Genomic DNA, 23,831 nt, shown 5'->3' on the forward strand with positions numbered 1-23,831 from the left:
AAACAGTCAGGTTCGACGACGCGGTCGGCCCGATCAGATCTGTCATACTCAGTTACGCACATCCCCAGCCCACCTGCGCAGCTCCCCGGCTGCCACCTCGGCGCGCGCCGAGACGACAGAGAAGATCCCGACAGTGACAGACGACCATACGAACCGAGGCGTAAACCCACACGAGACGGCGACCCCACCGCCCTCGACATTCGACGCACAATGGGGGCCACGAGCCTACTCGGAGGCTGAATTCGCCGCAGCGATCGAACGCAGCGATGTCCTCTCCGAGTCCGAACTCACCCAGTTCTTCACCTGCGCCGGTGGTCGCACCCGCATCGCCGACATCCTCCTGCGGGCACGCCTGAACGCAGGTGTGCCGGTTGCCGACACCGACCCCGACCGTATCGATGCACAGCTCGCGCCCGCACTCACACCCGTCGTCGACGGTGTCTCCCGGGAATCCGCGGCACTCTTCCTGCTGACTCTCTTCGCGTGGACTTCCCGAATCACCTCGGCGGCGGTCGATCTCGTCCACGCCGCATACGTCGCCGCCGACGTGACCGACACGGCCAACGCGACTGCCGAGGACCTCACTTCCTTCCTCATCGATGAGGGCCTGTTGATGATCTCGACCGGCCCCGACGAGGTCTTCGCTGTCCCCGCCCTCATCCGGATGCTCGTCCGCCGCACCACCGCGATCGACCCGAGACTCGCCGGCAAGAACCCGCGCGAAGCGCTCGGTGCGGCCGCTGCCGACACCTTCGGTCGGATGCGTGCAGATGAGCGATCCGGGCTTGTTGAAGTCGTCGACGTCGCCGTCGAGACCCGGAACTGGCATGTCCTCGAACGAGCCTGGGCCCGCCGCTCGGTCAACGTCTTTCTCGACGCTTCCACCGCCGTCGAGGCCTATCTCAGCGTCCCCGAGGATGTCCTCGCGACGAACCCGATCCTCACCCTGGCCCGCAGCGCGGCCCGCCGGATCGACTCGACCCGGTTGCGGCTTCGCACAGACGATGGACCGACGCTGCTGGCCGCCACCGACTTCGACAGCATCGTCGTGCCCGAACTCCACGGTCTGCTCCGGGCGGAGCCTGCATTGCCGCTCTCAGCCGACGAGGTGGCTGTGCTCACCACGCTGGAAGCGCGGACGCACCGGTTGAATCGGGAGAACCGACTTGCGCTGGACATCCTCAAAGCGGGACGTGATCGACTGCGCCACCTCGGCGAAGGTCACCCCGGACCTACGCTCATGCTGCAGTCCGAACTCAATCTCGAACACGGGCGCAACCTCATCGTGGCCGGTCGCTTTCCCGAGGCGATGTCGATGCTGCAGCGGACCGTCCAGTTCGCCGAGATCTACACCCCGAACTCTCCCCACCCGCTGCTGTCCGGACTGGTTGAGGCCGCCTTGGCCGGGATGGGCCATGGGCACGGATCGGAGATGGACCGCAGCCTGGATCGGGCGCGAGGGGCCGCGTCCCGGTTTGGGATGGAGGCGCTGCCGGGCGAGCATACTGCCCTGTGCATTGAGCTGATGCGCAGCCTCGACCGTCTCGACCTCGCTGCCGCCGAACAGATCGTCTCCGCGCTCGACACAGCACGGCCGACCGAACACCTCGGGCCGATTCCCGACGTCGTGCGCAGCCTGCACTATGTCTTCCAGGGGCGCGCATCGATAGCGGCGAAGCTGCTGACGGAGAGCACACAAGTAGGTTTCCTGCCGATGGCCGACGCACAGAGTACGCGGTTCTCGGGCATCCTCAACATCGCCAGCTCCGTGTTGGTTGCCGCGGGGGAGACGAAGGCGCTGCAGAATCTGGGTGACCGCATGAACCCGCAGAACCCTGGATATTCCATCGTCAAGGCACGGCAGGCTCTGGTGTTCGGCCAGCACGATGAACTGTGGAGCGCGACTGGGCAGGCGCTGTCCGGTGACCAGGGGCCCAGGCTGAAGAGTTCGGCCATGGCGCTGCGCGCTGACATCCTCCACCATGAGGGCCGGGCAGACGAAGCGCTCGAGACGTTCGTCCATGTGCTCGACTACTGTTCGATCACGTCGTCCGTGCTGGCGATCACACAGCTTACCCGAGAGGCGAGGCATGCGCTCGTGCACGAGTCGGCTGAGCATCCGATGTGGGAGGCGGTGGCCAGGTCGTTCGGCCCGGGCGAGGTGACGGCGGCCGAGCTGCGCAGGCGACTGCTCGAGCTGCCGGAGACCTCGCCTGTGGCCCCGGACTTCCAGACCGATCTCACCCCGGCCGAGCAGTCGCTGCTGTTCGCGATCGACTCGTCGAAGTCGATCGCGCAGATCGCCCGCGAGTTCGGAGTGGTGTCCGGGACGCTGAAGAATCGGCTGTCCGCGCTCTACCGCAAGCTCGGCGTGCGCAGTCGCGCCGAAGCCGTGGCGCACGTCCACCGGCAGCGGTAGGGGGTGGGTCGCCTCGGCGAAAGAACCCTACCCGTGCGCCGCCTCAGCCGGGGGAGAGGAATTCCGACAGACGGTTCAACGTGGTGGCCTCGAGCGAATAGTAGGACCAGACTCCGCGCTTCTCACGGTGCAGGACCCCGGCATCGACGAGGATCTTCAGATGGTGGGAGACGGTCGGCTGGCCGAGACCGACGGGTTCGGTGAGATCGCAGACGCACGCTTCCTGCTGCTCGTGCGCGGCGACGAGGGAGACCAGCCGCAGCCGGGTCGGGTCGGCCACTGCTTTGAGGATGCGCGCGAAGTCCTGGGCGTCGTCGAGACTCAACGGCGAGACGGTCAGCGACGGGCAGCAGACGTCCGTCTCCGTCGGAGATGGCGCGGGTTGTGTGGTCACTGTTCCATTATGCCCATACATTGACATTTGTCGATGTCTCGTGGTCCTATCGTATCGATGAACTTCAATATGCCGACACATGACGATGGTGTCGGCACGATTCGCACCTCGAGGGGGACCATGCATTCCACGGCGACTGCCAACGCTGAATCGCCAGGGGCGGCGAAGATGTCGACGCTGGACCGATTCCTGCCGCTGTGGATCATCGGTGCCATGGCCCTGGGCCTGGTGTTGGGCAGGCTCGTGCCCGGTCTCGCCGAGGCTCTGGACTCGGTCAAGGTCGCCGACGTCTCCCTGCCGATCGCCATCGGCCTCCTGGTGATGATGTTTCCGGTGCTCGCCAAGGTCCGGTACAACGAGACCGGGCACGTGCTGGCCGACAAGAAGCTCATGGTCACCTCCTTGGTCATCAACTGGTTGGCGGCTCCGGCGTTCATGTTCGCGCTCGCCTGGCTCTTCCTTCCCGACCTGCCCGAATACCGCACCGGACTGATCATCGTCGGGCTGGCCAGGTGCATCGCCATGGTCCTCATCTGGAACGACCTGGCGTGTGGCGACCGTGAGGCCGCCGTCGTGCTCGTGGCCATCAACTCCGTGTTCCAGGTTCTCGCGTTCGGTCTCCTCGGGTGGTTCTATCTGCAGTGGCTGCCGAATCTGCTGGGGCTGCCGACGACCAGCAGCGAGTTCTCCTTCTGGGCGATCACCGCGAGCGTCCTCGTCTTCCTCGGAATCCCGCTTCTCGCCGGCTTCCTCACACGTACCGTGGGTGAGAAGGCGAAGGGGCGTCAGTGGTACGAAGATCGCTTCCTCCCGAAGGTCGGGCCGTGGGCGCTGTACGGACTGCTGTTCACCATCGTCGTGCTCTTCGCCTTCCAGGGCGACGAGATCACCTCTCACCCGGGCAACGTCGCCCGCATCGCCCTGCCTCTGCTCGTCTACTTCGTCGTCGTCTTCGCTGTCGGGATGGTCATCGGCAAAGCCCTGAACCTGGGCTATGAGAAGACGACGACCCTGGCATTCACCGCCGCCGGCAACAACTTCGAACTCGCCATCGCAGTGGCGATCGGGACGTACGGCGTCGCCTCGGGGCAGGCGCTCGCCGGAGTCGTCGGCCCGCTCATCGAGGTGCCCATCCTCGTCGCCCTCGTCTACGTCGCGCTCTGGGCACGACCCCGTTTCTTCCCCTCAAACTCTGTTCAAGGAGCGAATCGAGCATGAGTCTCACGCCAACGCCAAAGCCGAGTGTCCTCTTCGTCTGTGTGCACAACGCCGGCAGGTCCCAGATGGCGGCCGGATTCCTTCGGGAACTGGGCGGGGGATCAGTCGAAGTGCGGTCCGCCGGCAGCGCACCGGCCGAGACGATCAACCCCGTCGCCATCGATGCCATGCGGGAGCTCGGCATCGACATCACCCGCAACAGCCCCACTCTGCTCGACGCAGATACCGTGCGCACCTCCGACGTCGTGATCACGATGGGCTGCGGCGATGCGTGCCCGATCTTCCCCGGCAAACGATACGAAGACTGGGTTCTGGACGATCCCGCAGGTCAAGGCCTGGAATCGGTGCGCCGAATCCGTGATGAGATCCGGACCCGAGTCGAAGCCCTCATCGTCGATCTCGCCCCCGACGCCGGGACGAAATCCACAGAGCCGACGACCACGTCGGACCCCATCGCCGAGGCGGCTCCCGATGACTGATATCGCGCTCGCAGATCTGCCGGTCGCCGTGATCGGTTCCGGTCCCGTCGGCCTCGCGGCCGCGGCCCAGCTGGTCCGACGTGGGACCCGACCGCTCGTCCTCGAAGTGGGATCCTCCGTCGCGGCGGCAGCGGCCGAGTGGGGTCATATCGGGTTGTTCTCTCCGTGGAAGTACAACATCGACGTCGCGGCCCGCAGCCTGCTGGCACCCACCGGTTGGCAGGAACCCGACGGCGAGCACCTGCCCACAGGGGACGAACTCATCCGGGACTATCTCATTCCGCTGGCCGAGACAGATGAACTCCGGGACGCCATCCTCACCGATACCCGGGTTGTGGCAGTGAGCCGAGTCGGAATGGACCGGACGGGCACCGCGCAGCGTGAATCGACTCCTTTCCTTGTTCGCACGCAGAACTCCGATGGAGCAACGGCGGACTTCCAGGTCAGGGCGGTCATCGACGCTTCGGGGACATGGGAGAGCCCGAACCCGATCGGGCAGTCCGGGCTCGCAGCGCCCGGCGAAGTCGAGGCACGTCGCAGCGGGTTCGTCACCTCGCCTCTGCCCGATGTGACCGGCCGTGACCGTGAGAAGTTCGCCGGACGGCAGACTCTTGTCGTCGGTGGAGGGCATTCGGCGGCGAACACGCTCTTGGCTCTGGCAGAGCTGCGTGCGGAAGTGCCGGGCACGCGAATCGGCTGGGTGCTCAGGCGCGCAGACCCCGCATCCGTCTACGGCGGGGAGGACCAGGACGGTCTGCCGGCTCGCGGAGCCCTGGGCGCCCGGCTCCGCCGCCTTGTCGAAGATGGAGCCATCGATGTGCATTCCTCTACGACGATCACCGGGTTCGCCGCCGACGGTGGTGGCTCCGTGGCGGCCGAGACCGGCGGTGAGCCGGTGACGCTCCACGCCGATCGGGTCGTCCCGGCCACCGGCTTCCGTCCCGACTTGGGATTCCTGCGCGAGATCCGGCTGAACCTCGACCCGGTTGTCGAAGCTCCGCAGCAGTTGGGGCCGCTCATCGATCCCGAGTATCACAGCTGCGGAACGGTCCCTCCGCATGGCGCCCGGGTGTTGGGGCATCTGGAGCCGAATTTCTACATCGTGGGCATGAAGTCCTACGGGCGAGCCCCGACGTTCCTCATGTACACCGGTTACGAGCAGGTCCGCTCCGTCGTCGCAGCAATTGCAGGGGACCACGAAGCAGCGGATCGAGTCGAGCTCGTCCTGCCGGAGACCGGCGTGTGTTCGACTGACATCGGATCTTCGTGTGACGCGCCGACCGGCAAGCCTGGTTCTGTCGACTTGCCCGCGGCAGGCGCACCGGACGCAGGCGGATGCTGCGGACCTGCGGAGCCGCTAGTGATCGGGATCCCCACGGGGACAGAACACGGGCGATCCGGAGAGAGCAGGAACGACTGACTCGCGGGCCCGGCCTGCGCCGCCTCGGCTTTCGCCGCCTCGGCGGGCTGACTCGCGAGCTCGGCCCTTTGCCGCTTCGGCGGGGTGACTCGCGAGGTCGGCTTTCGCCGCCTCAGCGGTAGGTGGCGTTCTTCGGGTCCTGGTGGCCGTGGTCGTTGAACGAGATGAGGCTGGTTCCGCCTCGGCCGGTGATGATCTTCGTGATGCCGGTGTTGATGGTCACTCGGTTGAAGGCCATCCACTGATCGAAGCCGCCGCCGATCAGACGGGCCGCGGTCCACGCGATGGCGCCGGCGCTTGAGACGACGATCGTCGACTGTCCCGACTCCATGGCTGCGACCGCATCATCGAGGGCTCGATCGACGCGTGACGTGAACTGGTTGTAGGTCTCCGTGTAGTCCGCGTTGTGCTCACCCGAGGCCCACCGGGCGGCACCGCGTTCGAGTTCTCCTTGGAAGATCTTCGAATCGTGCTGAGCGCGGGGGTCGAGATCTTCGAGCACGCCGGTGAGCTCCCATGCGGCATATTCGTTCCAGCCATCGTCGACGTGGGCGTCCATTTCGCGGCCGAGTCCTGCGAGGAGGCCTTCGGCGGTCTGGCGCTGTCGCAGCATCTCACCGAGGATGATGCGATCGGGTTCGAGTCCTTGTGAGGCGAGGAAGCGACCGGTGATGCGGCTCTGCTCCTTGCCGAGGTCGGACAGTCGATCATAGTCATCGGTGCCGAACGAAGCCTGTCCGTGCCGGACCAGATAGAGCACACTCATCTATTCCTCTTTCTCCAGGTGTCGGCGGAAACGTGTCCGATCTCCACCTGCCTCTGAGCGATCGTTCAATTGTCATGAGTCTACGTGCCCGGACGGTTGGGTGCCTTCCATCCGCTTGAACTGCAGCGGCCCCACCTGCAGTGACGTCAGAGGCTCCGCGGCGCGTCATCAGAATGGTGGGGGATCGACTTCGAGGTCGTGTTCCCAGTTCACCGTCTTGGAGACGAAACGGTGGTCCCAGGGATCGTCGGCTCCAGCGTCCTTGGAGCCGGAAGCGTCCTCAGACTGCGTCTTGACCTCCGAGTCGCTGATGCTCGAGCCCGTGCTGGTACGAGCGCTGGGTTTGTCGAGCCCGTTCGGGTCGACGGTGATGTCGTCGATGGCGAGGCCCGCGAGACGCGCCCATTTGACTGCTTTTGCATACTTGGCGTTCCCAGTCAGCTGCTTCATTGCAGCTGGGTCTGTGCCGGCGGGGAGGCACGGCTGGAAGACAGAGTTCTCCCAATCGAGGCAGCGTTCAAGCCGCAGTCGCCTGATTTCTGCCTGCTGCTCCCGATACGCCTCCGAAAGACGTCGCTGTCGGGCTTCGCGTTCCTCTCGCTGACGCCTCTCCTCGTCGCGCCGGCGCTTCTCTTCGTCGCGCTGGCGGATCGTCGACTCACCGGGCATGAGTTCGAGCACCCTTGGCGCTGGCGGGACCATCGACCAGGGCAGTTTCCACCGTTTGAGACCCAGTCGTCCCAATGCATCGAATTCGAGCGCTTGGGCCACATTGATCGGCTGGCCGGGCGCCGACACAGTAGTCGTGATCCCGTGCTTGAACTCGTAGTCGAGCTCACCGGATTTGGGCATAGTGACCCGAAGGCGGCCGGCGGTCTTCAATGCATGGTGCTTTTTGCACAGAGGATGCAGGTTTCCGAACCGGGTGAGACCGCCCTTGAGCGGATTCAGGTGGAAGAACGGAACGACGTGGTCGATCTCCGACTTCTCGGCCCGACGCGAGCAGCCGGGAACGGTGCACACCGTCCACTGCTCGACAAGGGTCTTCCGAAGATCCCTGGGGACTTGGTAAGTCGTCGCTTTGGCGTCGAGGGGAGTGCCGGTGCCGGGGTCGGTGAGGATCCGTTGGATGCTCTTCGAGCGGCCGGCGATAGTGCGGGCCACCTCGGCGGGTACAGGCGAGCCATCGGCAAAGGTGCCGGGCAGGTCCGAATCTTCGGTGAGGGTGAGGAAGGGAACGGTCACCACGGTGGCGGCCTGATGCGACAGCCACCACGCATTGGTGGGCATACGCAGCTTGACGAAATACTCAACGGGTCCGTCAGCGTCCTCGCTGTCCGGGGCGAACGCCGAACCGACGGACCGGTCGTCAGAAGAGCAAGCGTCGGACGACTCCCCGGCGCCGCCGGCTGAACTTCCGTCGGACGTCTCCATTGCGTCGCCGGCTGAGCCCGAAGCAACATGCTTCGCAAAGTCGGCGACGGCGTCGTCGGAGTTCATATCCGGAATGAGCTCGCCGTCGGCGTCGAGCAGCGATGTGTCTTTGGCTGTTTGGATTCCCGTGATCGGATCGACCGACACGACCTTGACCTTGAGCTCCGGGACAGGCCGGATGAACAGATCGTACTCGAGCTGGGAGATGGAGCGGTCATCGCTGATCTCAACGCCCACGGGTAAGTTGAATGCCGACTTGTTCTTGCCATGCACGGCAAGAGCCATGCCTTGGATCCGGTTGTAGCAGGCGAAGATCTCCGCCGAGGGTCCGCTGACGGTCAGGCAAGCTGAGCCGTCCTTGTAGCCGTCGACATCGATGCGACGACGCTTGGTGGCGAGCTCGGTATTGTCGACGGGCGGAATGAGCAGGGCGATCATTTTGGCCAGATCACGGCGCAGAGTCTCGCAGGTGATATCGGCGCGCCGGGCCGCCAGGAAGATATCGAGTTTCGGAAGGAAGGCGAACGCGACGTCGGCACACTGGCGGGCAACCACGTCGACATGGGCTTGGGTGAACTCTCCGGCGCGGACCCGGTCGGCGAAGCGGGGAAGACCATAGAAGATCGTCATCGCGCCGGTCAGCTGACGGTAGGTGCGTGCAGTATTGGTCCCCAGCACCGTCGAGATCTCAACGAGGTCCTCCGCGTCGACATAGTCATAGACCCATTTCGAGAAGCAGATGCCTTCATCGAGCTCGGGGAATTCAGGCAGGACCTTCTTCTCGGACTCAGCCGCCTTTTCCACCTGCGCGCTGGCGAAGTCGGCATCATAAGGCACTACTGCTGCGGAGGAAAGCGCATCGGTCGACGACGGTGCGTCCGTGGGTGCGATCTCGAACGTATCCGCCGAGCCGAAGCCGGTGGTCTGTTCGGACTCTTCGGCTCGACGCTCGAAGGTTGCAGCAATCGTCTCGCAGCGGAAAGGCTCGGACCCCTCGGGCATGGGGAGTTCGAACTCGATGAACACCTGTTCGAGTACGACCGAAGAGACCGACTCGAGGAGCGAGAAATGCGCACGATCGGAAGCGACGGCATTCTCGGCGAAGCGAGACATGCTGGATTCGAAGCGGACGGCGAATCGCGGTGACGGCGAAGTCTGTGCTGCGCCCGGCTCTTCGGCCCGACCCGGGGTCGAACGGTTGGTGGTGCCCTTCATTGCGTTTTCACCTGCCTCGGACTTCGTTGTCGGGAGTGGTGCTGAATCGAAAAGCTGTTAATTCTATGATAAGCGTTCAAACGGACAGTCACAATAGAAAACAAAGAAAGGATTCGAATATTTCTCGGTGAGAGATCTAAGAGGTTCTGATTACCTCATCATCGTTGCATCCGGCACTGACATGAGAGTGTTGGATTTCATCCATGCAGGTCAGGCGCGGTTTCTGGATGAGTGCGGTTCCTGGGTGGGGATTGCGGGGAAGGTCTGCTGCGATTTCCGGGGAGAATACGCCTCCTCGGTACTGACCCGTCGCGGCTGCAGAATGAGTCGGCCATCGGGGCGTGCCTCCTCGGCGCTGACCCGTCGCAATTTCGAAATGGGTCGGCGCGTCAAGGACGCGCCGCCTCGGTGAGGCCGAAGGCCACAGCCCTCCCGCGTGGTCCAAAGGTCTGGAGAACGTGCCACCGAAACGGCGGGACAGCCTCGGTGAGGGCGGGATTTTCGGGTGTAACGGGTCACAGCATCGGTTATGATGATCGGGTTGCCGGATGCGACCCATGAGGTCGGTACTCGCCACATGCGAGCCGTATCCGCACTGCGCGCAACCGCGTAGCCCTTCACCTAGGGCCACGTCGCGGGCCGCGTCGACGTCACCGCACCATCCTTCACTGGTGACCAGTTCTTCGCTCAGACCATCGCCGGTGCTCACGGCTGACCGTGTCCGCGCCGACCGGTGGACAGACGATCACTGTCGGCTGCACCGATGATCCGATCATCGAGCAGAGTGCTCGCCCAGCCGAGTGCGCGCGAGCTCCTCACGCTCACGGACCGCCGCCGCATCAACCATGAGGATCAACCATGACGACCACCGCTCACAACTCAGCCGCCTCCGACCAGGGCTCGCAGGGCCCGATCACCGACGCCGAGATCTTCGAGGCACACGAAGGCGGCAAGCTCTCCGCCGAGCTCACCTCACCGCTCCAGACCCAGCGCGACCTCTCGATCGCGTACACCCCCGGCGTGGCCAAGGTCTGTACCGCGATCAAGGACGAACCGCAGCTGGCGCGCACGCACACGTGGACCGGCCGGCTCGTCGCGGTCATCTCTGACGGGTCGGCTGTGCTCGGCCTCGGTGACATCGGTCCGGCCGCCTCGCTGCCGGTGATGGAGGGCAAGTGCGCCCTGTTCAAGTCCTTCTCCGGGCTGAATGCGATTCCGATCGTACTCGACACCAATGACACGGACGAGATCGTCGAAACCATCGTCCGCATGGCCCCGACTTTCGGAGCGATCAACCTCGAGGACATCTCCGCCCCGCGCTGCTTCGAGATCGAGGACCGGGTCAAAGAAGCCCTCGACATTCCCGTCATGCACGATGACCAGCACGGCACCGCCGTCGTCGTCCTTGCCGCACTGACCAACGCACTGCGCGTGGTGAAGAAGTCCTTCGATTCCGTCCGCGTCGTCGTCTCCGGTGCCGGAGCTGCCGGTGTGGCCGTGGTGAAGATCCTTGCCGACGCAGGCGTGAAGGACATCGTCGTCCTCGATTCCAAGGGCGTCGTCGAGGCCGGCCGCTCCGATCTGACCGAGACCAAGCAGTTCCTCGCCGAGTCGACGAATCCGCGCGGAATCGCCGGTGGGATCGGCGAGGCCCTCGACGGTGCCGATGCCTTCATCGGCGTCTCCGGCGGCACCATCGACGAGGCGCACCTGGCCAACATGGCCGACAACGCGATCATCTTCGCTCTGTCGAACCCCAACCCCGAGGTGGCCCCCGACGTCGCCGCCAAGTACGCCACCGTGGTGGCTACCGGGCGCAGCGACTTCCCGAACCAGATCAACAACGTCCTCGCGTTCCCTGGAATCTTCCGCGGTGCGCTCGACGCCGATGCGTCCGAGATCACCGACGATATGAAGCTCGTCGCCGCCCGTGCGATCGCCGATCTCGTCGGCGATGACCTCGAGCCCGGCTACATCGTGCCCGGCGCGCTCGATTCCCGTGTTGCCCCGGCCGTCGCCGAGGCGGTCGAGAAGTCCGCGCTCGAGGCGATGGCCGAGCGCTGAGGTCATAGCGTCGCGCTGAGGTTCGCATGTGTCAGCTGGTATCCGCTGATGTCAGCTGAGGTTTGGGTGGGGCAGGGTCTGCGGGTCGGCTGCTGGATCAGAACGGCACTGAGGGGCGGGTGAAGAGAGATCTTCACCCGCCCCTCAGCTGTTGTTGCGGCCGGAGGTTCTGGCCCGCGCCGGCGCGCCGGAGCCGGTCAGCCGCCGGAGGGCTGCCGCCGACTCCTGACAGCCGCGTTGCCGCTCAGTCGTCGGTGACGGTGATGGTGACGTCGATGTTGCCGCGGGTGGCGTTGGAGTACGGGCACACCTTGTGGGCCTTGTCGGCCAGCGCCTGGGCCTCGGCCTTGTCGAGGTGCGGGAGAGTGACCTCGAGTTCGACGGCGAGCTGGAACCCGCCCTCATTGTCCTTGCCGATGCTGACGCGTGAGCCGACCGTGGAATCGTCGACGTTCGCCTTGGCCTGACCGGCCACGAGGCGCAGCGCTGAGTGATAGCAGGCCGCGTAGCCGACGGCGAAGAGCTGTTCGGGATTCGTGCCGTTGCCGCTGCCGCCCATCTCGGTCGGAGTCGCGAGATCGACATCGACCTTTCCGTCGCTCGTGCGTCCGTGGCCGTCGCGGCCTTCGCCTGTGGCCAGTGCTTCTGCTGTGTAGAGAGCCTTCATGATGTTTCCTTCCGTTGGTGGTGCATTGTCGGATCAGTGGTGATCAGTGGGATCGGCGGTGATCAGTGGGGTCGGTGGTGAAATGTGGGGTCAGCGGTGCAGTGCGGGGTCAGCGGTGCGGTGTGAGTTCAATGGTGCGGCAGGGGGTCGGGGGACTCGACGGGCGCCGGTTCCGCGCGCAGGTTCCTCGTCAGCGTGCGCAGGGTCTTCAGCAGCTCGGGCATCGACGCTGGGTCGAGATTCGTGCGCTCACCGATCCGGGCGGGAACGCATTCGGCGCGTGCTTTGGCCGCCGCGCCCTCGGCGGTGGCGCGGACGAGAACTCTGCGCGAATCCTCGGCGGAACGATGGCGGGTGACGAAGCCGAGCGATTCGAGTCGTGACAGCAGAGGGGAGAGCGTGCCCGAATCGAGCTGCAGGCGCTCGCCGAGGTGCTTGACCGTCACACCATCGTCGTCGGAACCCTCTTCCCACAGCACGAGCATCACCAGATACTGCGGATAAGTGATGCCGAGTTCGGCAAGCAGATCTTTGTACGACGCGGTCATCGCTCGTGACGCCGAATAGAGAGCGAAGCAGAGCTGCCGGTCGAGATCGAGCATGTTCATGGGAAAAATGATTGCACACAATTCAATTGTGCACAACCAATAATTCCGGGAGGCGGCGAGTTCCCAGGAGTCAGTCAGTTCGCGGGCGGCGTCGAAATCCCAGGAGGCGGCGAGTTTCTAGGAAGAGAAGTTCCCAGGTGGCGGCGAGTTCCTATGGGGAGGACCCCGCCGGTGGAGGAGTTCCCAAGTGGATTTCCGGGGGTGCGCATACGGCTGAGGGGCGGGTGAAGATCTCTCTTCACCCGCCCCTCGGCGGTGTGCGCTGAGCGGTGTCTGCCAGCTCAACTCTGCTGGACCAGCGCTGCCGGTTCAGCACTGCCGGCCGGCTCAGCGTTGCCGGCTCAGCCCTGGTTGCCGCCGCGGCGGTTGCGCCACTGCTCGGCGGCGGCGCGAACGGCCGACTGGGCCGCGGAGCGCGGATCCGTGTGTCCCTGCTGACCGTGCTGACCTTGGCCCGGCCCCGGCTGGCCCTGCCCGGGTTGGCCCTGTCCGCCCGCTCCCTGTCCGGAGCCGCCCTGGCCCTGTCCGCCGGCATACTGCCCGGACCGATCTGCCGGGGGAGTCGTCGGCTGCGGCGGGACGTTCGTACGGTCGGCGCCGCTGCCGGAGCTGCGCCTGGAGTCATCGCCCGCGTCGTCGCGGCCCTGCGGAGCGGGCAGATGCGAGCCTTCGTCCGCGGCATTGGCGGCGAACAGGGCGTTGCGGATCTCCTGGCCCATCTCGCCCAGGCCGCCCGGGTTCGACGGCATGAACAGCACGTTCGACCGGCCCTCCTGCGCGACGTTCTGCATCGTGTCGAAGTACTGGGTCATCATCAGCAGCTGCTCGGCAGTCTTGTGGATGCCCACCTCCTGCAGCAGTGCGTACTGTTCGGCGATGCCGTTGGCGATCGCCTTCCGCTGAGCGGCCACGCCTTCACCGTGCAGGCGCATCGCCTCCGATTCGGCCTGTGCCTGAGTCACGCGCTTGATCTTGTCGGCCTCGGCCAGCGACTGCGCGGCGACCTTGTCACGCTGCGCGGCGTTGATCGAGTTCATCGAATCCCGCACGCGCGGATCAGGGGTGATGTCCGTGACCAGAGTGCTCACGATCTTGAAGCCGTAGCGCTTCATCGACTCCGACAGTCGGCGCTCGACGTTTTCGGCGATGTCGTCCTTCGACTCGAACGCGGTGTCGAGCGTCAGTCCCGACAGCGCCGAACGGACGGTGTCGAAGACATAGGAGCGGATCTGCTCCTCCGAATTCGCCAGTCGGTAATAGGCATCGGCGACGTTGTCCTCTTCGACGACGTACTGGACCGCGACGGGAACGGTGACGAAGACATTGTCCTTCGTCTTCGACTCGATGTTGACCTCGAGCTGCTGGACGCGCAGCGAGATCGGCCTGCTCGTCGTCTCGATGAACGGCACCTTCGTGTTCAGTCCCGGCCGCGCGACCTTCTTGAACTTGCCGAATCTTTCGACGATGACGTTCTCCTGCGTCTTCACCGTGAAGAACACGCTCGTGCGCAGCTTCCCGAACAGCAGGACGGCGACGACGAGGATGATGATGACAACGGCGATGGTGACCGCCACTCCACTCATGACTCCTCCAATGGGTCGTGGTTGTCGGCCGTGCGACGACCGCTGACTCCTATCACTCTAGTAGTCATCGAGCGCCGCGTATATGACAAGGGCGCTGGCTCTCGTCTCGAGGAGGGAACTCATCACCGGTACATCTGATGTCAGACGTATACTGGAGGGTCAGCGTGGAACGACCAGCAGAAGGTGATCATGGCGGAGACGACAGAGACCGGACGGAAAGTGACGACGTCCGACAGGATCAAGGATCTCATCCTTTCCGACGGTCTGCGTCCCGGGGACCTGCTGCCGACCGAAGGCGAACTGTGCACCCGCCTCGGCGTCTCGCGGTCGAACGTCAGGGAAGCCATCCGCAAACTCTCGACCCTCGACATCGTCGACGTCCGCCACGGCCACGGCACGTACGTCGGCGATATGACGCTCGATGCACTCGTCGAAGCCCTCGTCTTCCGCGGCGTGCTCAGCCCCGGCGACGACCTCGACGCCCTCCGCGATGTCGTCGAGGTGCGCAAGGCCCTGGATCACGGAATGTCCGCGCAGATCGTCGACGCCCTGCGCGGAACCTCCAACCCGGAGCTGCACTCCCTCGTCGATGAGATGACCGCGCTCGCCGCCGCCGGAAAGACTTTCCCGCAGCAGGATCGCGCCTTCCACACGGGACTGCTTGCGAAACTCGGAAACTCGCTCGTCGGTCAACTCGTCGCAGCGTTCTGGGATGTGCACACGGCCGTCCTGCCCAAACTCAACGTCGCCGTGGCCGCCGACCTCGAGCAGACAGCGCAGGCCCACGGCCTCATGCTCGAAGCGGCGGAATCCGGCGATGCCGCGGCTTTCCGCGCCGCGATCACCGCCCACTATGAGCCGATCATGCGCGCCCTCGAGCAGAAGTGATTGACTGAACGACGAAGGAGACCACATGGAAGTCGTCATCGCCGACGAATACACGCTGGCGGAACTCGCTGCCGACGCGATCGAGCGGCTGCTGCGCACCGAAGCCGCCCCGGTCATCGGGCTGGCCACCGGATCGAGCCCGCTGCGCATCTACGATGAGCTGACCACCCGCCACAAGAACGAAGGGCTGTCCTTCGCCCACGCGCAGGCGTTCATGCTCGACGAATACGTCGGCATCGCCGACGACCATCCGCAGCGCTATCGCAACGTCATCGACACCGAGATCGCCACGCGCGTCGACTTCGCCGAGGGGGCCGTCCACGGTCCCGAGGGATCGGCCGATGACCTGGCGGCCGCTTCGGCGGACTATGAACACAAGATCGCCGAGGCGGGCGGGATCGACCTGCAGATCCTCGGGATCGGCAGCGACGGTCACATCGCGTTCAACGAACCTGGATCATCCCTGGCCTCAAGGACGCGAGTGAAGTCCCTGACGCACCAGACGCGGCTCGACAATGCGCGGTTCTTCGACGGCGACGTCGAACAGGTGCCGAAGCTGTGCCTGACCCAGGGGCTGGGCACGATCATGGAGGCCAAACACCTCGTGCTCGTCGCGACCGGCGGCAACAAGGCCGAGGCCGTGCATCAGATGGTCGAGGGACCGATCTCCGCGATGTGGCCGGCGACCGTGCTCCAGATGCACCCGCACGTCACGGTCATGCTCGACGATGCGGCGGCGTCGCGGCTGCAGCTCGGCGACTACTACCGTCACGCGTACGAGAACAAACCGGAATGGCAGAGCCTCTGAGCGAAATCAGCTCGGACGGGTAGGTGGCGGGCTCACGTACTCCGGCCGCGCAGCCGGAGCGCCTAGCCCGGGACGGTTGCCGGCGAACTCAGCCCTCGACCGCCTCGGTGAACCAAGAGGTGATCGTCGTCGGATGCGTGATCGCGGTGCCCACGACCACGGAGTCGGCGCCGGCCTCGACCGCGGCGGCGGCATGCAGCGGGGTGTGGATGCGGCCCTCGGCGACGAGCAGCGCGGGCAGTTCCGCACGTCGGAGGGCGCTGATGAGTCCGAGATCGGGACCCTCGGTCTTCGCCCGTTCGCCTGTGTAGCCGGCCAGGGTCGTGCCGATGATGTCGGCTCCGGCCTCGACCGCGGCCTTCGCATCGTCAAGGCTGCCGCAATCGGCCATGACCAGGGCGTTCGTCTGCTCATGGAGGCGTTCGACCGTCTCGGCCAGGCTCAGCCCGTCGGGTCGTTCACGCCGTGTCCCGTCGAGGGCGACGATGTGGGATCCGGCCAGAGCCACCGCATAGGCGTGCTGGAAGGTCGGAGTGATGACGACCCCGTCCTTGCCGTCCTTCCACAGGCCGATGATCGGGACCTCGACGGCCGAGCGGGTCGCCTGGATGTCGCCGAGCCCCTGCACCCGCACGGCCGCCGCTCCTCCGCTGACCGCCGAGGCCGCCACCTGCGCCATCGTTCTCGGATCGCGCATCGGCTCGCCGGGATAGGCCTGCGCGGAGACGATGAGCCGCCCCTGCAGCGCCTCGAGGATCTCGGTCTTCGACAGCATCAGTGAGTCTCCTTCTTCTGGCCGTTCTTCTTGCCGGTCGGCGCGTTCGTCGGTGTGTCGGTGTCACGGGAGGGAAGCGTCTCAGTGCTTCTCGCCGCGCTCGTCGTTCCACAGGCCGGCGGCGCCGATGAGCGCGGCATCCTGTCCCAATTCTGCCTTCACGAGCTGAGTTCCGGAGGCGGCGGGGATGAGGTCCGCGGCGAAGGCCTCCCGGAGGGGTCCCCACCAGATGCCGTCCATCTCGGCGAGTCCGCCGCCGATGACGACGACCTCGGGGGAGAGGACATTGACGATCCCGCCGAGTGCCGATCCGAGGGCACGTGCCCCGATGTCGAAGGCGCGGATTGCTAGAGCATCCCCCGCCGAGGCGGCCGCCGCCAATTCTCGGGTGTTGGCCGGGACGGATGCTGAGTTCGCCGAGGCGGCCGCCGCATCATGATCGGATCCTAAATTTGGCCCCGAGGAGGAGCTGGACGGATTCGCCGATTCCTGATTGCGGGAATGTTCGTGTGCCGCAGGCTCCGCCGGCCCGGGAACGCGCTCGGCAGAGCCAGAGGCCAGGCGCCGGTAGGTTTCGAGAACAGCCGGACCCGAAGCAATGGCCTCGACATGGCCGGTGCCGCTGCACGGGCAGCCCAGACCGGCCGCAGCTGCGACGGGCACATGACCGATATGACCGGCTGCGGAATTCCGGCCCGTGAGCAGATGCCCGTCGGCGATGAACCCGCCGCCGATTCCGGTGCCCGCCGCGACGAGCAGGCAGCTTCGAGCACCGCGGGAGGCTCCGGCGGCGGCCTCGCCGAGGGCATGGGCGTGCACATCGTTGACGACGCGCACGGGAAGGCCGGTGCGCGCGGAGAGTTCAGCGACCAGGTCCGTTCCGGCCCATCCGGGCAGGGACTCCGTCGCGGAGACGACGAGACCGCTCGACGGGTCGATGACCCCGGCCGCGCCGATGCCGATCCGCCACACGAAGTCGGAACCCGAGCCGTCCCCGCCCCCGACAAGACCGCCGAATCCGGCACTGCCACGACCGGCAGTCGCGGCACTGCCATGACCGCCGGTCTCGGCGCCACGCGCACCCGACGTCTCGGCGATGACGGCGGCGGCCACCTCGGCGATGGTGTCGAGAACGGCCCGGGCACCTGCGGTCGCAGGCGTCGGGACGCTGCGCACGTGCGCAAGTTCGCCGTCGATGACGGAGCCGGCACGGATCTTCGTGCCTCCGACATCGACGGCGACGGTGGCGGGCAGGGTCACAGCAGTCCTGCGGTGCTGACGATCTGGCGGACGCGCTCGGCCTCGTCGGCGTTGAGCGCCTCCATCGGCTCGGCCATCCGGTTCGAGTCGATGACGCCCATGAGCTGCAGGGCGGTCTTGAACCCGCCGAGCCCCGCCGCACCCGCGGAGACGCGACCCGGCGTGGCTGCCCCGGTGATGTCGAACAGGGCTGCCACACGGTCCTGTTCGGCTGCCGCAGCCTGCCAGTCGCCGGCCCTCGCCGCATCATAGATGCGCACGTATCCGGCGGGGTCGACATTGCCGAGGCCGGGGACGATGCCCGCCGCCCCGCCGAGCATCGCACCGTCGGTGACGACCTCGTGGCCGGTGAACACGGCGAAGTCGTCCAGGTGCTTCGTCGCCAGCAGCAGACGGCGGAACCCGACGTCATCACCGGAGGAATCCTTGACTCCGGCGATCACACCCTCCTCGGCGAGGCGGACGAGGACGTCGAGCGGCATCTTCATATGCGTGCGCACCGGCACGTCGTAGGCGAAGACGGGCACGCTGATATGGGCGGCGACGGCGCGCAGGTGGCGCTCCACCTCGGCGGCATCGGACAGGGCATAGAACGGCGTGGTCACGACGGCGGCGTCACCGCCGATGGCCAGCAGACGGTCGGCCTCGTCGAGAACCCGGGTGGTCGTCTGCTCGCTGATGCCCACGAGCACAGGCACCCGGCCGGCGGCGGCCTCGAGCGCGGTTTCGAGCACGAGGTCACGTTCGGCGTTCGTCAGGTACGGGACCTCACCGGAGGACCCGAGCACGAAGATTCCGTGCACTCCGCCGGCCACGAGGTGGTCGACGAGGGCGGCCAGCCCCGCCCGGTCGATCTCACCGTGCGCCGTGCGCGGGGTCAGCAGCGGGGGGATGATGCCGTGGAAGTCAGTCATGGTCGTGTCCTTACTTGTCGTTCTTGTCATTGCTCGCCGAGGCGGCCCCGGGCTCGGTCGGATCCGATCCGATCGTCGGGGCTGAGTCGGCGGAGACCGCGGGGGAGGCGGCCGCGGAGACCGCACGGGAGGAGGCCGCGGATGCGGCGACCGCCCGAGCGGGTTCGGTGGGGACTCGGCGAGTGTAGGCCGAGCGCTTGCCGAAGATCGTCAGCGGCAGCACATCGTGGTCGCTGCGGCCGCGCTGCATCGTCCCGGTGAGCAGGGAGATGAGGTAGCCGAAGACCATGGCGCCGATGAATGCGACGGTGGAGACGGCAAACGGCGAGAGCCCGGCCGTGTCCTGGACGATCCAGGCCAGTGCGGCACCGAGCAGGAGACCTGCCAGCACGCCCGAGGTGTTCGCCCGCTTGGTGAAGATCCCGAGGGCGAAGACGCCGGCCAACGGAACGCCGAAGAGCCCGGTGATCGACAGGAACAGGTCCCAAGTCTGGGCCTGATCGGTCGCCGAGAGGTAGAGCGCGACGCCGACGGACAGGGCGCCGACGATGACGATGACGGCGCGGGAGAAGCCGACCCCGGTGCGAGGCGCTCCGTCCTTCGACGGGAAGAAGCGGTCGCGGATGTCGACGGTCACGCAGGCCGAGATCGAGTTGAGGCTCGACGAGATCGTCGACTGCGCAGCGGCGAAGATCGCGGCGATGAGCAGACCCGAGATGCCGGCCGGCAGCGCGGTGACCGCGAAGTACGGCACGAGCGCCGAGGTGTTGAAGCCCTCCGGCAGCGACTCCGCGTGCCGGTAGAAGCTGAAGAGGACGGTGCCGATGCCGTAGAACAGCGGGATCGTCAGCAGGGCGAGGAAGCCGTTGACGATGAGCGAACGCGCCGTCGACTTCGGCGAGTCCGTGGTCTGGTAGCGCTGGACGACGTCCTGGCTGGCCGTGTACTGGTGCAGGTTGTTGAAGACCGAACCGAGGAAGACGATCGGGATGGCCGCTGCCGCTCCGCCGAACTTCCAGTTGTCGGCGGAGATGAACTTGTCATCGGCCGCAGCGTCGGCGGCGACCGTGCCGAGCCCGCCGTCGATGGCCATGATGCCGAAGATGAGGATGACCGCGGCACCGACGAGGAGGATGATGCCCTGGACGACATCGGACCAGATGACGCCCTCGATGCCGCCGAGGAAGGTGTAGACGACCGAGAGCACGCCGACGGCTCCGGCGACGACGGCCGGGTTGATGTCGGTGACCGAGCTGATGGCCAGCGTCGGCAGATAGATGACGATGGCGACGCGGCCGATGTGGAAGAGGACGAAGAGGACCGAGCCGAGCACGCGGATGCTCGGGCCGAAGCGCTCCTCGAGGTACTCGTACGCCGTGGTGACGTCGAGCTTGCGGAAGAACGGGATGTAGAAGATCACGAGCAGCGGGACGATCGCGAAGATCGCGATGTTGCCGGCCGCATAGGACCAATCGGCGAGGAACGCCTGCTCGGGCGTGGACATGTAGGTGATCGCCGACAGCGTCGTCGCGTAGATGGAGAAGCCCGCCGCCCAAGCCGGGATCCGCCCTTCGGCCTTGAAGAAGGCGTCCTTGCCTCTGCCTGCCCGGCGGGTGAACCAGACCGCGATGCCGAGAGTGGCCAAGAGGTAGATGATGATCACGGCCCAGTTGAGGCCGCCGAGTCCCGGAGCGTCCATGCTCCCTCCTCACGTGGATGATGTAGAGGGCCGGCGCGGGCGTGAGTGCGAGCGGAAGCCCCATCTGACATTTAGGACCGACACGTAAGACGTATGATGTCCTATGTTGTGAATGTACGGGAATGTGCGACACGGCACAACCCGGAGGGCAGAGGGCATGATATCCGCGCAGGTGAGGCGGGTGCAGCTGAGCTGGGTCAGATGAGGGCGGGTGCAGTTGAGCTCGGTCAGTCCTGCGGTGTGCGTACGGTGATCGTCAGCTCCGGCTTGGCAGTCGGGCGCTCATCAGTGGGAAATGAGTCGACGACCTGATCGACGAGCGGCTGAAGGAACAGTCTGCCCAGCTGGCGGACCATGACGGTGACGACCTGATCGACGCGATCCCTGTCCGTGGAGGCGACGCCGCCCGAGCGCATCGAGTCGACGCTCTGCAGCGAGAGCCGGGCCAGGCGAGTGATGAGAGTGCGATCGGCGGAGTCTTCGAGGAGTTCGCGACGCAGATAGCCGACGATGAGCGGATTGTTCTCGAGCATCCGGGCCACCGCGGCATCGCGAGCGGCCGTATCTGCGACGGAGTTCGCAGCGGCGGAATCGGCACCGGTGATCGCTGCGGCGAATTGGTCGACGACCCAGCCCTCGACGGCTTCTCGGAGACCGTCCTTCGAACCGAAATGATGCGAGATCAGACCGATGGCCACTCCGGCTTCGGAGGCGATGGCGCGCAGGGGTGTGCCGGCGAAGCCGGTCGTCGCGAACTGGTGGAGCCCCGCATTGCGGATGCGGGCCCGGCTGGTGAGGTCGGACCCCGAGGGGCCGCCGGCGTCGGCGCTGCTGGTTCCGTTGTCCACATTCATCGGCACGCTCATGTCCTCACCTCTGTCGTCCGCCGTCATTGTCTCAGGTCGGCGCATACTGCCGGCTTCGCGGGACGGATTCCCTCCGCGGCATTGAACGGTCTTTCAACATCCTATATGTTTGTTCAAAAGTGAGTAGTCGACTCGACCGGAGGCCCCAAGAATGACTGCCCCTCAACCGCTCGCCGGAATCACGGTGATCTCGCTTGCCGTCAATCTTCCCGGACCATTGGCGGCCGCACGCCTGCACTCGATCGGCGCCCGGGTGATCAAGGTCGAGCCGCCCGTCGGCGATCCCCTCAACCTGCTGTACCCCGACTACTACCAGGAGCTCACCGCCGGGCAGGAGATCCGCACCATCGACCTCAAGGACGGAGCGGGAGCGGAACAGCTCAAAGCACTTCTGGCCGAGGCCGATCTGCTGCTCACCTCGATGCGCCCGCGCGCGGCAGCGGCGCTCGGCCTGCCGGAACTCGTCGACGAGTACGGACTGGTCCACGTCGAGATCGTCGGATTCGCCGGCGACCGTGCCGACGTCCCCGGTCACGACCTCACCTACCAGGCCGCTCACTCCACCCTCCTGCCCGGAACCATGCCCACGGTGCCCGTCGCCGATGTCCTCGGCGGGGAGCACGCCGCACTCCAGGCCCTGGCGGGGCTGCGTGCACTCGAGGCCCGACGCGATGCCGGTCAGGACGCCGGTCAGCGCACCGGCGGAGTCGTCCGGCGGGTCGTCCTCGATGAGGCGGCCGAATGGGCGGCAGGGCCGGCGCGGCACGGAATGAGCACACCGGGAGGCCACCTCGGCGGGGGTCTGCCGGTCTACCGCACCTATCCCACGGCCGACGGGCACGTTGCCGTGGCGTGTCTCGAACCGCACTTCGCGAAGGCGCTGGGGTCTCTCCTCGGGTCGGAGCACGAAGAGCTCGAGCGGGTCTTCGCAGCCGAGCCGACGGCGCACTGGGTCGCCTTCGCCGCGGAACACGAACTGCCGATCGAGCCGGTCGCCCTCGTGTGATCGCCCCTCGCCGAGGTGACCCGGACGCACAATCCCCACCCGCGCATCCCCACCGCACACGAAAGTCCTACTCAAGGACCCCGCACCCCCGTTCAACCCGCTGACACCAGCTCAACCATCAATGTCAGGAGACGAAAAATGATTCTCGACGGATACCGCGGCACCTGGGAAACCCAGGAGACCGACGACCTGCGTGATCTGGCACGCGGATTCTTCGCCAAGGAGATCGTGCCGCACGAAGCCCGCTTCGCCGAACAGAAACAGGTCGATCGCGAAACGTGGACCCGGGCCGGCGACGCCGGTCTGCTGTGCATCTCGATCCCCGAAGAGTACGGCGGCGGTGGCGGCACCTTCGCCCACGAGGCGGTGCTCCTGCAGGAACAGGGGTTCGTCGGCGACACCGCCTGGGGCAACAGCGTCCATTCGACGATCAACGCCCACTACATCAATGCCTTCGGCACCGAAGAGCAGAAGCGCAGGTGGCTGCCCCGCATGGCCACCGGCGAGCTCGTCTCGGCGATCGCGATGACCGAACCGGGCACCGGCTCGGACCTGCAGAACATCACGACCCGGGCGGTGCGCGACGGCGACGAATACGTCATCAACGGCGCCAAGACCTTCATCACCAACGGGTCCCACGCCGACCTCGTCATCATCGTGGCCCGCACGAGCGACGAGCCCGGTGCGAAGGGTGTTTCGCTCATCGTGGCCGAGGTGAATGATCTGCCGGGGTTGTCCCGCGGACGTGTGCTGGAGAAGGTCGGACTGCACGGACAGGATACGCGGGAGCTGTTCTTCGAGGACATGCGCGTCCCGGCCGGGAACGTCCTCGGCGGAGTCGAGGGCCGCGGGTTCATCCAACTCATGCAGCAGCTGCCTCAGGAACGGTTGGCGATCGCCGTCGGCGGTGCCGCGACCGCGGAATTCGCCGTCCGGGAGACCGTCGCCTATGCGAAGGAGCGGGAGGCCTTCGGCAGGCCCATCCTCGGTTTCCAGAACACGAAGTTCGTCCTCGCCGAATGTGCCACCGAGGCATTGTCCGTCCGCACCTTCATCGACCACCTCACCAGCGAACACATCAGGGGAACGCTGACAACAGAGCAGGCGTCGGCCGGGAAGTACTGGGCCACGGATGCTCAGAACCGGGTCGTCGACCGCTGCCTGCAGGTATTCGGCGGCTACGGATACATGGTCGAATACCCGATTGCTCGCCTCTACGCCGATTCCCGGGTGCAGAAGATCTACGGCGGCACGAACGAAATCATGAAGGAGCTCATCGCTCGGGGTCTGTGAGCCGGGCCCCACCTGTATGCCCCCTCAAGACCGGGTGCGCGCGGGTATGGGAAGA

General features: G+C 65.9%; 20 protein-coding genes. 9 read left to right on the plus strand and 11 right to left on the minus strand.

The annotated features are described in order from the left end of the window. Positions 1-133 precede the first annotated feature (133 nt). Complete coding sequence (locus QYM46_RS03350) at positions 134-2,419, plus strand: helix-turn-helix transcriptional regulator (protein ID WP_432790852.1); 2,286 nt, start codon at positions 134-136, stop codon at positions 2,417-2,419. 43 nt (positions 2,420-2,462) lie between these two features. Here the strand turns inward: QYM46_RS03350 and QYM46_RS03355 are convergent, their stop codons facing one another. Continuing rightward, positions 2,463-2,834 (minus strand): ArsR/SmtB family transcription factor, encoded by a 372-nt coding sequence (locus QYM46_RS03355; protein WP_432790853.1) that lies wholly within the window; start codon positions 2,832-2,834, stop codon positions 2,463-2,465. Positions 2,835-2,933: 99 nt separating this feature from the next. Between QYM46_RS03355 and arsB the strand changes: the two genes are divergently transcribed. The 3 genes from arsB to QYM46_RS03370 are packed head-to-tail and all read left to right on the plus strand — an operon-like array spanning position 2,934 to position 5,930. Next, the gene (gene arsB / locus QYM46_RS03360; protein ID WP_432791710.1) at positions 2,934-4,031 is read left to right on the plus strand and encodes an ACR3 family arsenite efflux transporter; all 1,098 of its coding nucleotides are present in this window, start codon (positions 2,934-2,936) and stop codon (positions 4,029-4,031) included. Continuing rightward, positions 4,028-4,510: an arsenate reductase ArsC gene (locus QYM46_RS03365; protein ID WP_169251322.1), complete on the plus strand. Its 483-nt coding sequence runs from the start codon at positions 4,028-4,030 to the stop codon at positions 4,508-4,510. The genes arsB and QYM46_RS03365 overlap by 4 nt, the downstream gene beginning before the upstream one ends. Then, positions 4,503-5,930: an NAD(P)-binding domain-containing protein gene (locus tag QYM46_RS03370; RefSeq protein ID WP_432790854.1), complete on the plus strand. Its 1,428-nt coding sequence runs from the start codon at positions 4,503-4,505 to the stop codon at positions 5,928-5,930. The genes QYM46_RS03365 and QYM46_RS03370 overlap by 8 nt, the downstream gene beginning before the upstream one ends. 112 nt (positions 5,931-6,042) lie before the next feature. Here QYM46_RS03370 and QYM46_RS03375 read toward each other — a convergent pair whose 3' ends face one another. Both QYM46_RS03375 and QYM46_RS03380 read right to left on the minus strand, forming a co-directional pair. Next, a complete protein-coding gene (locus QYM46_RS03375) occupies positions 6,043-6,696 on the minus strand; it encodes a histidine phosphatase family protein (RefSeq protein WP_432790855.1) in 654 nt (217 codons plus the stop codon). A gap of 168 nt (positions 6,697-6,864) precedes the next feature. Continuing rightward, on the minus strand, positions 6,865-9,345 hold the full coding sequence (locus QYM46_RS03380; RefSeq protein ID WP_432790856.1) for an HNH endonuclease signature motif containing protein: 2,481 nt from the start codon (positions 9,343-9,345) through the stop codon (positions 6,865-6,867). Between the two features lie 858 nt (positions 9,346-10,203). On the opposite strand from QYM46_RS03380, the gene QYM46_RS03385 reads away from it, so the two are divergent. After that, the gene (locus QYM46_RS03385; protein WP_169251330.1) at positions 10,204-11,409 is read left to right on the plus strand and encodes an NAD(P)-dependent malic enzyme; all 1,206 of its coding nucleotides are present in this window, start codon (positions 10,204-10,206) and stop codon (positions 11,407-11,409) included. A 244-nt stretch (positions 11,410-11,653) separates the two neighbouring features. Here the strand turns inward: QYM46_RS03385 and QYM46_RS03390 are convergent, their stop codons facing one another. The 3 genes from QYM46_RS03390 to QYM46_RS03400 all read right to left on the minus strand — a co-directional run bounded on the left by QYM46_RS03390 (position 11,654) and on the right by QYM46_RS03400 (position 14,267). Continuing rightward, positions 11,654-12,076: an organic hydroperoxide resistance protein gene (locus QYM46_RS03390; protein WP_039209212.1), complete on the minus strand. Its 423-nt coding sequence runs from the start codon at positions 12,074-12,076 to the stop codon at positions 11,654-11,656. Positions 12,077-12,204: 128 nt separating this feature from the next. After that, the gene (locus QYM46_RS03395; RefSeq protein WP_432790857.1) at positions 12,205-12,684 is read right to left on the minus strand and encodes a MarR family winged helix-turn-helix transcriptional regulator; all 480 of its coding nucleotides are present in this window, start codon (positions 12,682-12,684) and stop codon (positions 12,205-12,207) included. Between the two features lie 341 nt (positions 12,685-13,025). Continuing rightward, positions 13,026-14,267 carry an SPFH domain-containing protein gene (locus QYM46_RS03400; RefSeq protein ID WP_432790858.1) on the minus strand — a complete coding sequence of 414 codons (1,242 nt, stop codon included), beginning with the start codon at positions 14,265-14,267 and terminating at the stop codon, positions 13,026-13,028. A 189-nt stretch (positions 14,268-14,456) separates the two neighbouring features. Between QYM46_RS03400 and QYM46_RS03405 the strand changes: the two genes are divergently transcribed. Next, a complete protein-coding gene (locus tag QYM46_RS03405) occupies positions 14,457-15,155 on the plus strand; it encodes a FadR/GntR family transcriptional regulator (RefSeq protein ID WP_432790859.1) in 699 nt (232 codons plus the stop codon). Positions 15,156-15,180: 25 nt separating this feature from the next. Then, complete coding sequence (nagB, locus tag QYM46_RS03410; RefSeq protein WP_432790860.1) at positions 15,181-15,963, plus strand: glucosamine-6-phosphate deaminase; 783 nt, start codon at positions 15,181-15,183, stop codon at positions 15,961-15,963. An 88-nt stretch (positions 15,964-16,051) separates the two neighbouring features. On the opposite strand, the gene QYM46_RS03415 is transcribed toward nagB, so the two are convergent. The 5 genes from QYM46_RS03415 to QYM46_RS03435 all read right to left on the minus strand — a co-directional run bounded on the left by QYM46_RS03415 (position 16,052) and on the right by QYM46_RS03435 (position 21,477). Beyond that, positions 16,052-16,738, minus strand: coding sequence for an N-acetylmannosamine-6-phosphate 2-epimerase (locus tag QYM46_RS03415; RefSeq protein WP_169251334.1), 687 nt, complete (start codon positions 16,736-16,738; stop codon positions 16,052-16,054). A gap of 81 nt (positions 16,739-16,819) precedes the next feature. Then, positions 16,820-17,998 (minus strand): ROK family protein, encoded by a 1,179-nt coding sequence (locus tag QYM46_RS03420; RefSeq protein ID WP_432790861.1) that lies wholly within the window; start codon positions 17,996-17,998, stop codon positions 16,820-16,822. Then, complete coding sequence (locus QYM46_RS03425; RefSeq protein ID WP_432790862.1) at positions 17,995-18,912, minus strand: dihydrodipicolinate synthase family protein; 918 nt, start codon at positions 18,910-18,912, stop codon at positions 17,995-17,997. Before QYM46_RS03425 ends, QYM46_RS03420 begins: the two co-directional genes overlap by 4 nt. A 10-nt stretch (positions 18,913-18,922) precedes the next feature. Then, positions 18,923-20,611, minus strand: coding sequence for a sodium:solute symporter (locus QYM46_RS03430; protein WP_432790863.1), 1,689 nt, complete (start codon positions 20,609-20,611; stop codon positions 18,923-18,925). A 227-nt stretch (positions 20,612-20,838) separates the two neighbouring features. After that, positions 20,839-21,477: a TetR/AcrR family transcriptional regulator gene (locus QYM46_RS03435; RefSeq protein WP_432790864.1), complete on the minus strand. Its 639-nt coding sequence runs from the start codon at positions 21,475-21,477 to the stop codon at positions 20,839-20,841. 151 nt (positions 21,478-21,628) lie between these two features. On the opposite strand from QYM46_RS03435, the gene QYM46_RS03440 reads away from it, so the two are divergent. Next, positions 21,629-22,483: a CoA transferase gene (locus QYM46_RS03440; protein WP_169251338.1), complete on the plus strand. Its 855-nt coding sequence runs from the start codon at positions 21,629-21,631 to the stop codon at positions 22,481-22,483. Between the two features lie 138 nt (positions 22,484-22,621). Then, positions 22,622-23,776: an acyl-CoA dehydrogenase family protein gene (locus tag QYM46_RS03445; RefSeq protein WP_432790865.1), complete on the plus strand. Its 1,155-nt coding sequence runs from the start codon at positions 22,622-22,624 to the stop codon at positions 23,774-23,776. Positions 23,777-23,831 lie beyond the last annotated feature (55 nt).

Origin of the sequence: Brevibacterium sp. K11IcPPYGO002, from assembly GCF_050920635.1 — a bacterium.
Taxonomy (GTDB): domain Bacteria; phylum Actinomycetota; class Actinomycetes; order Actinomycetales; family Brevibacteriaceae; genus Brevibacterium.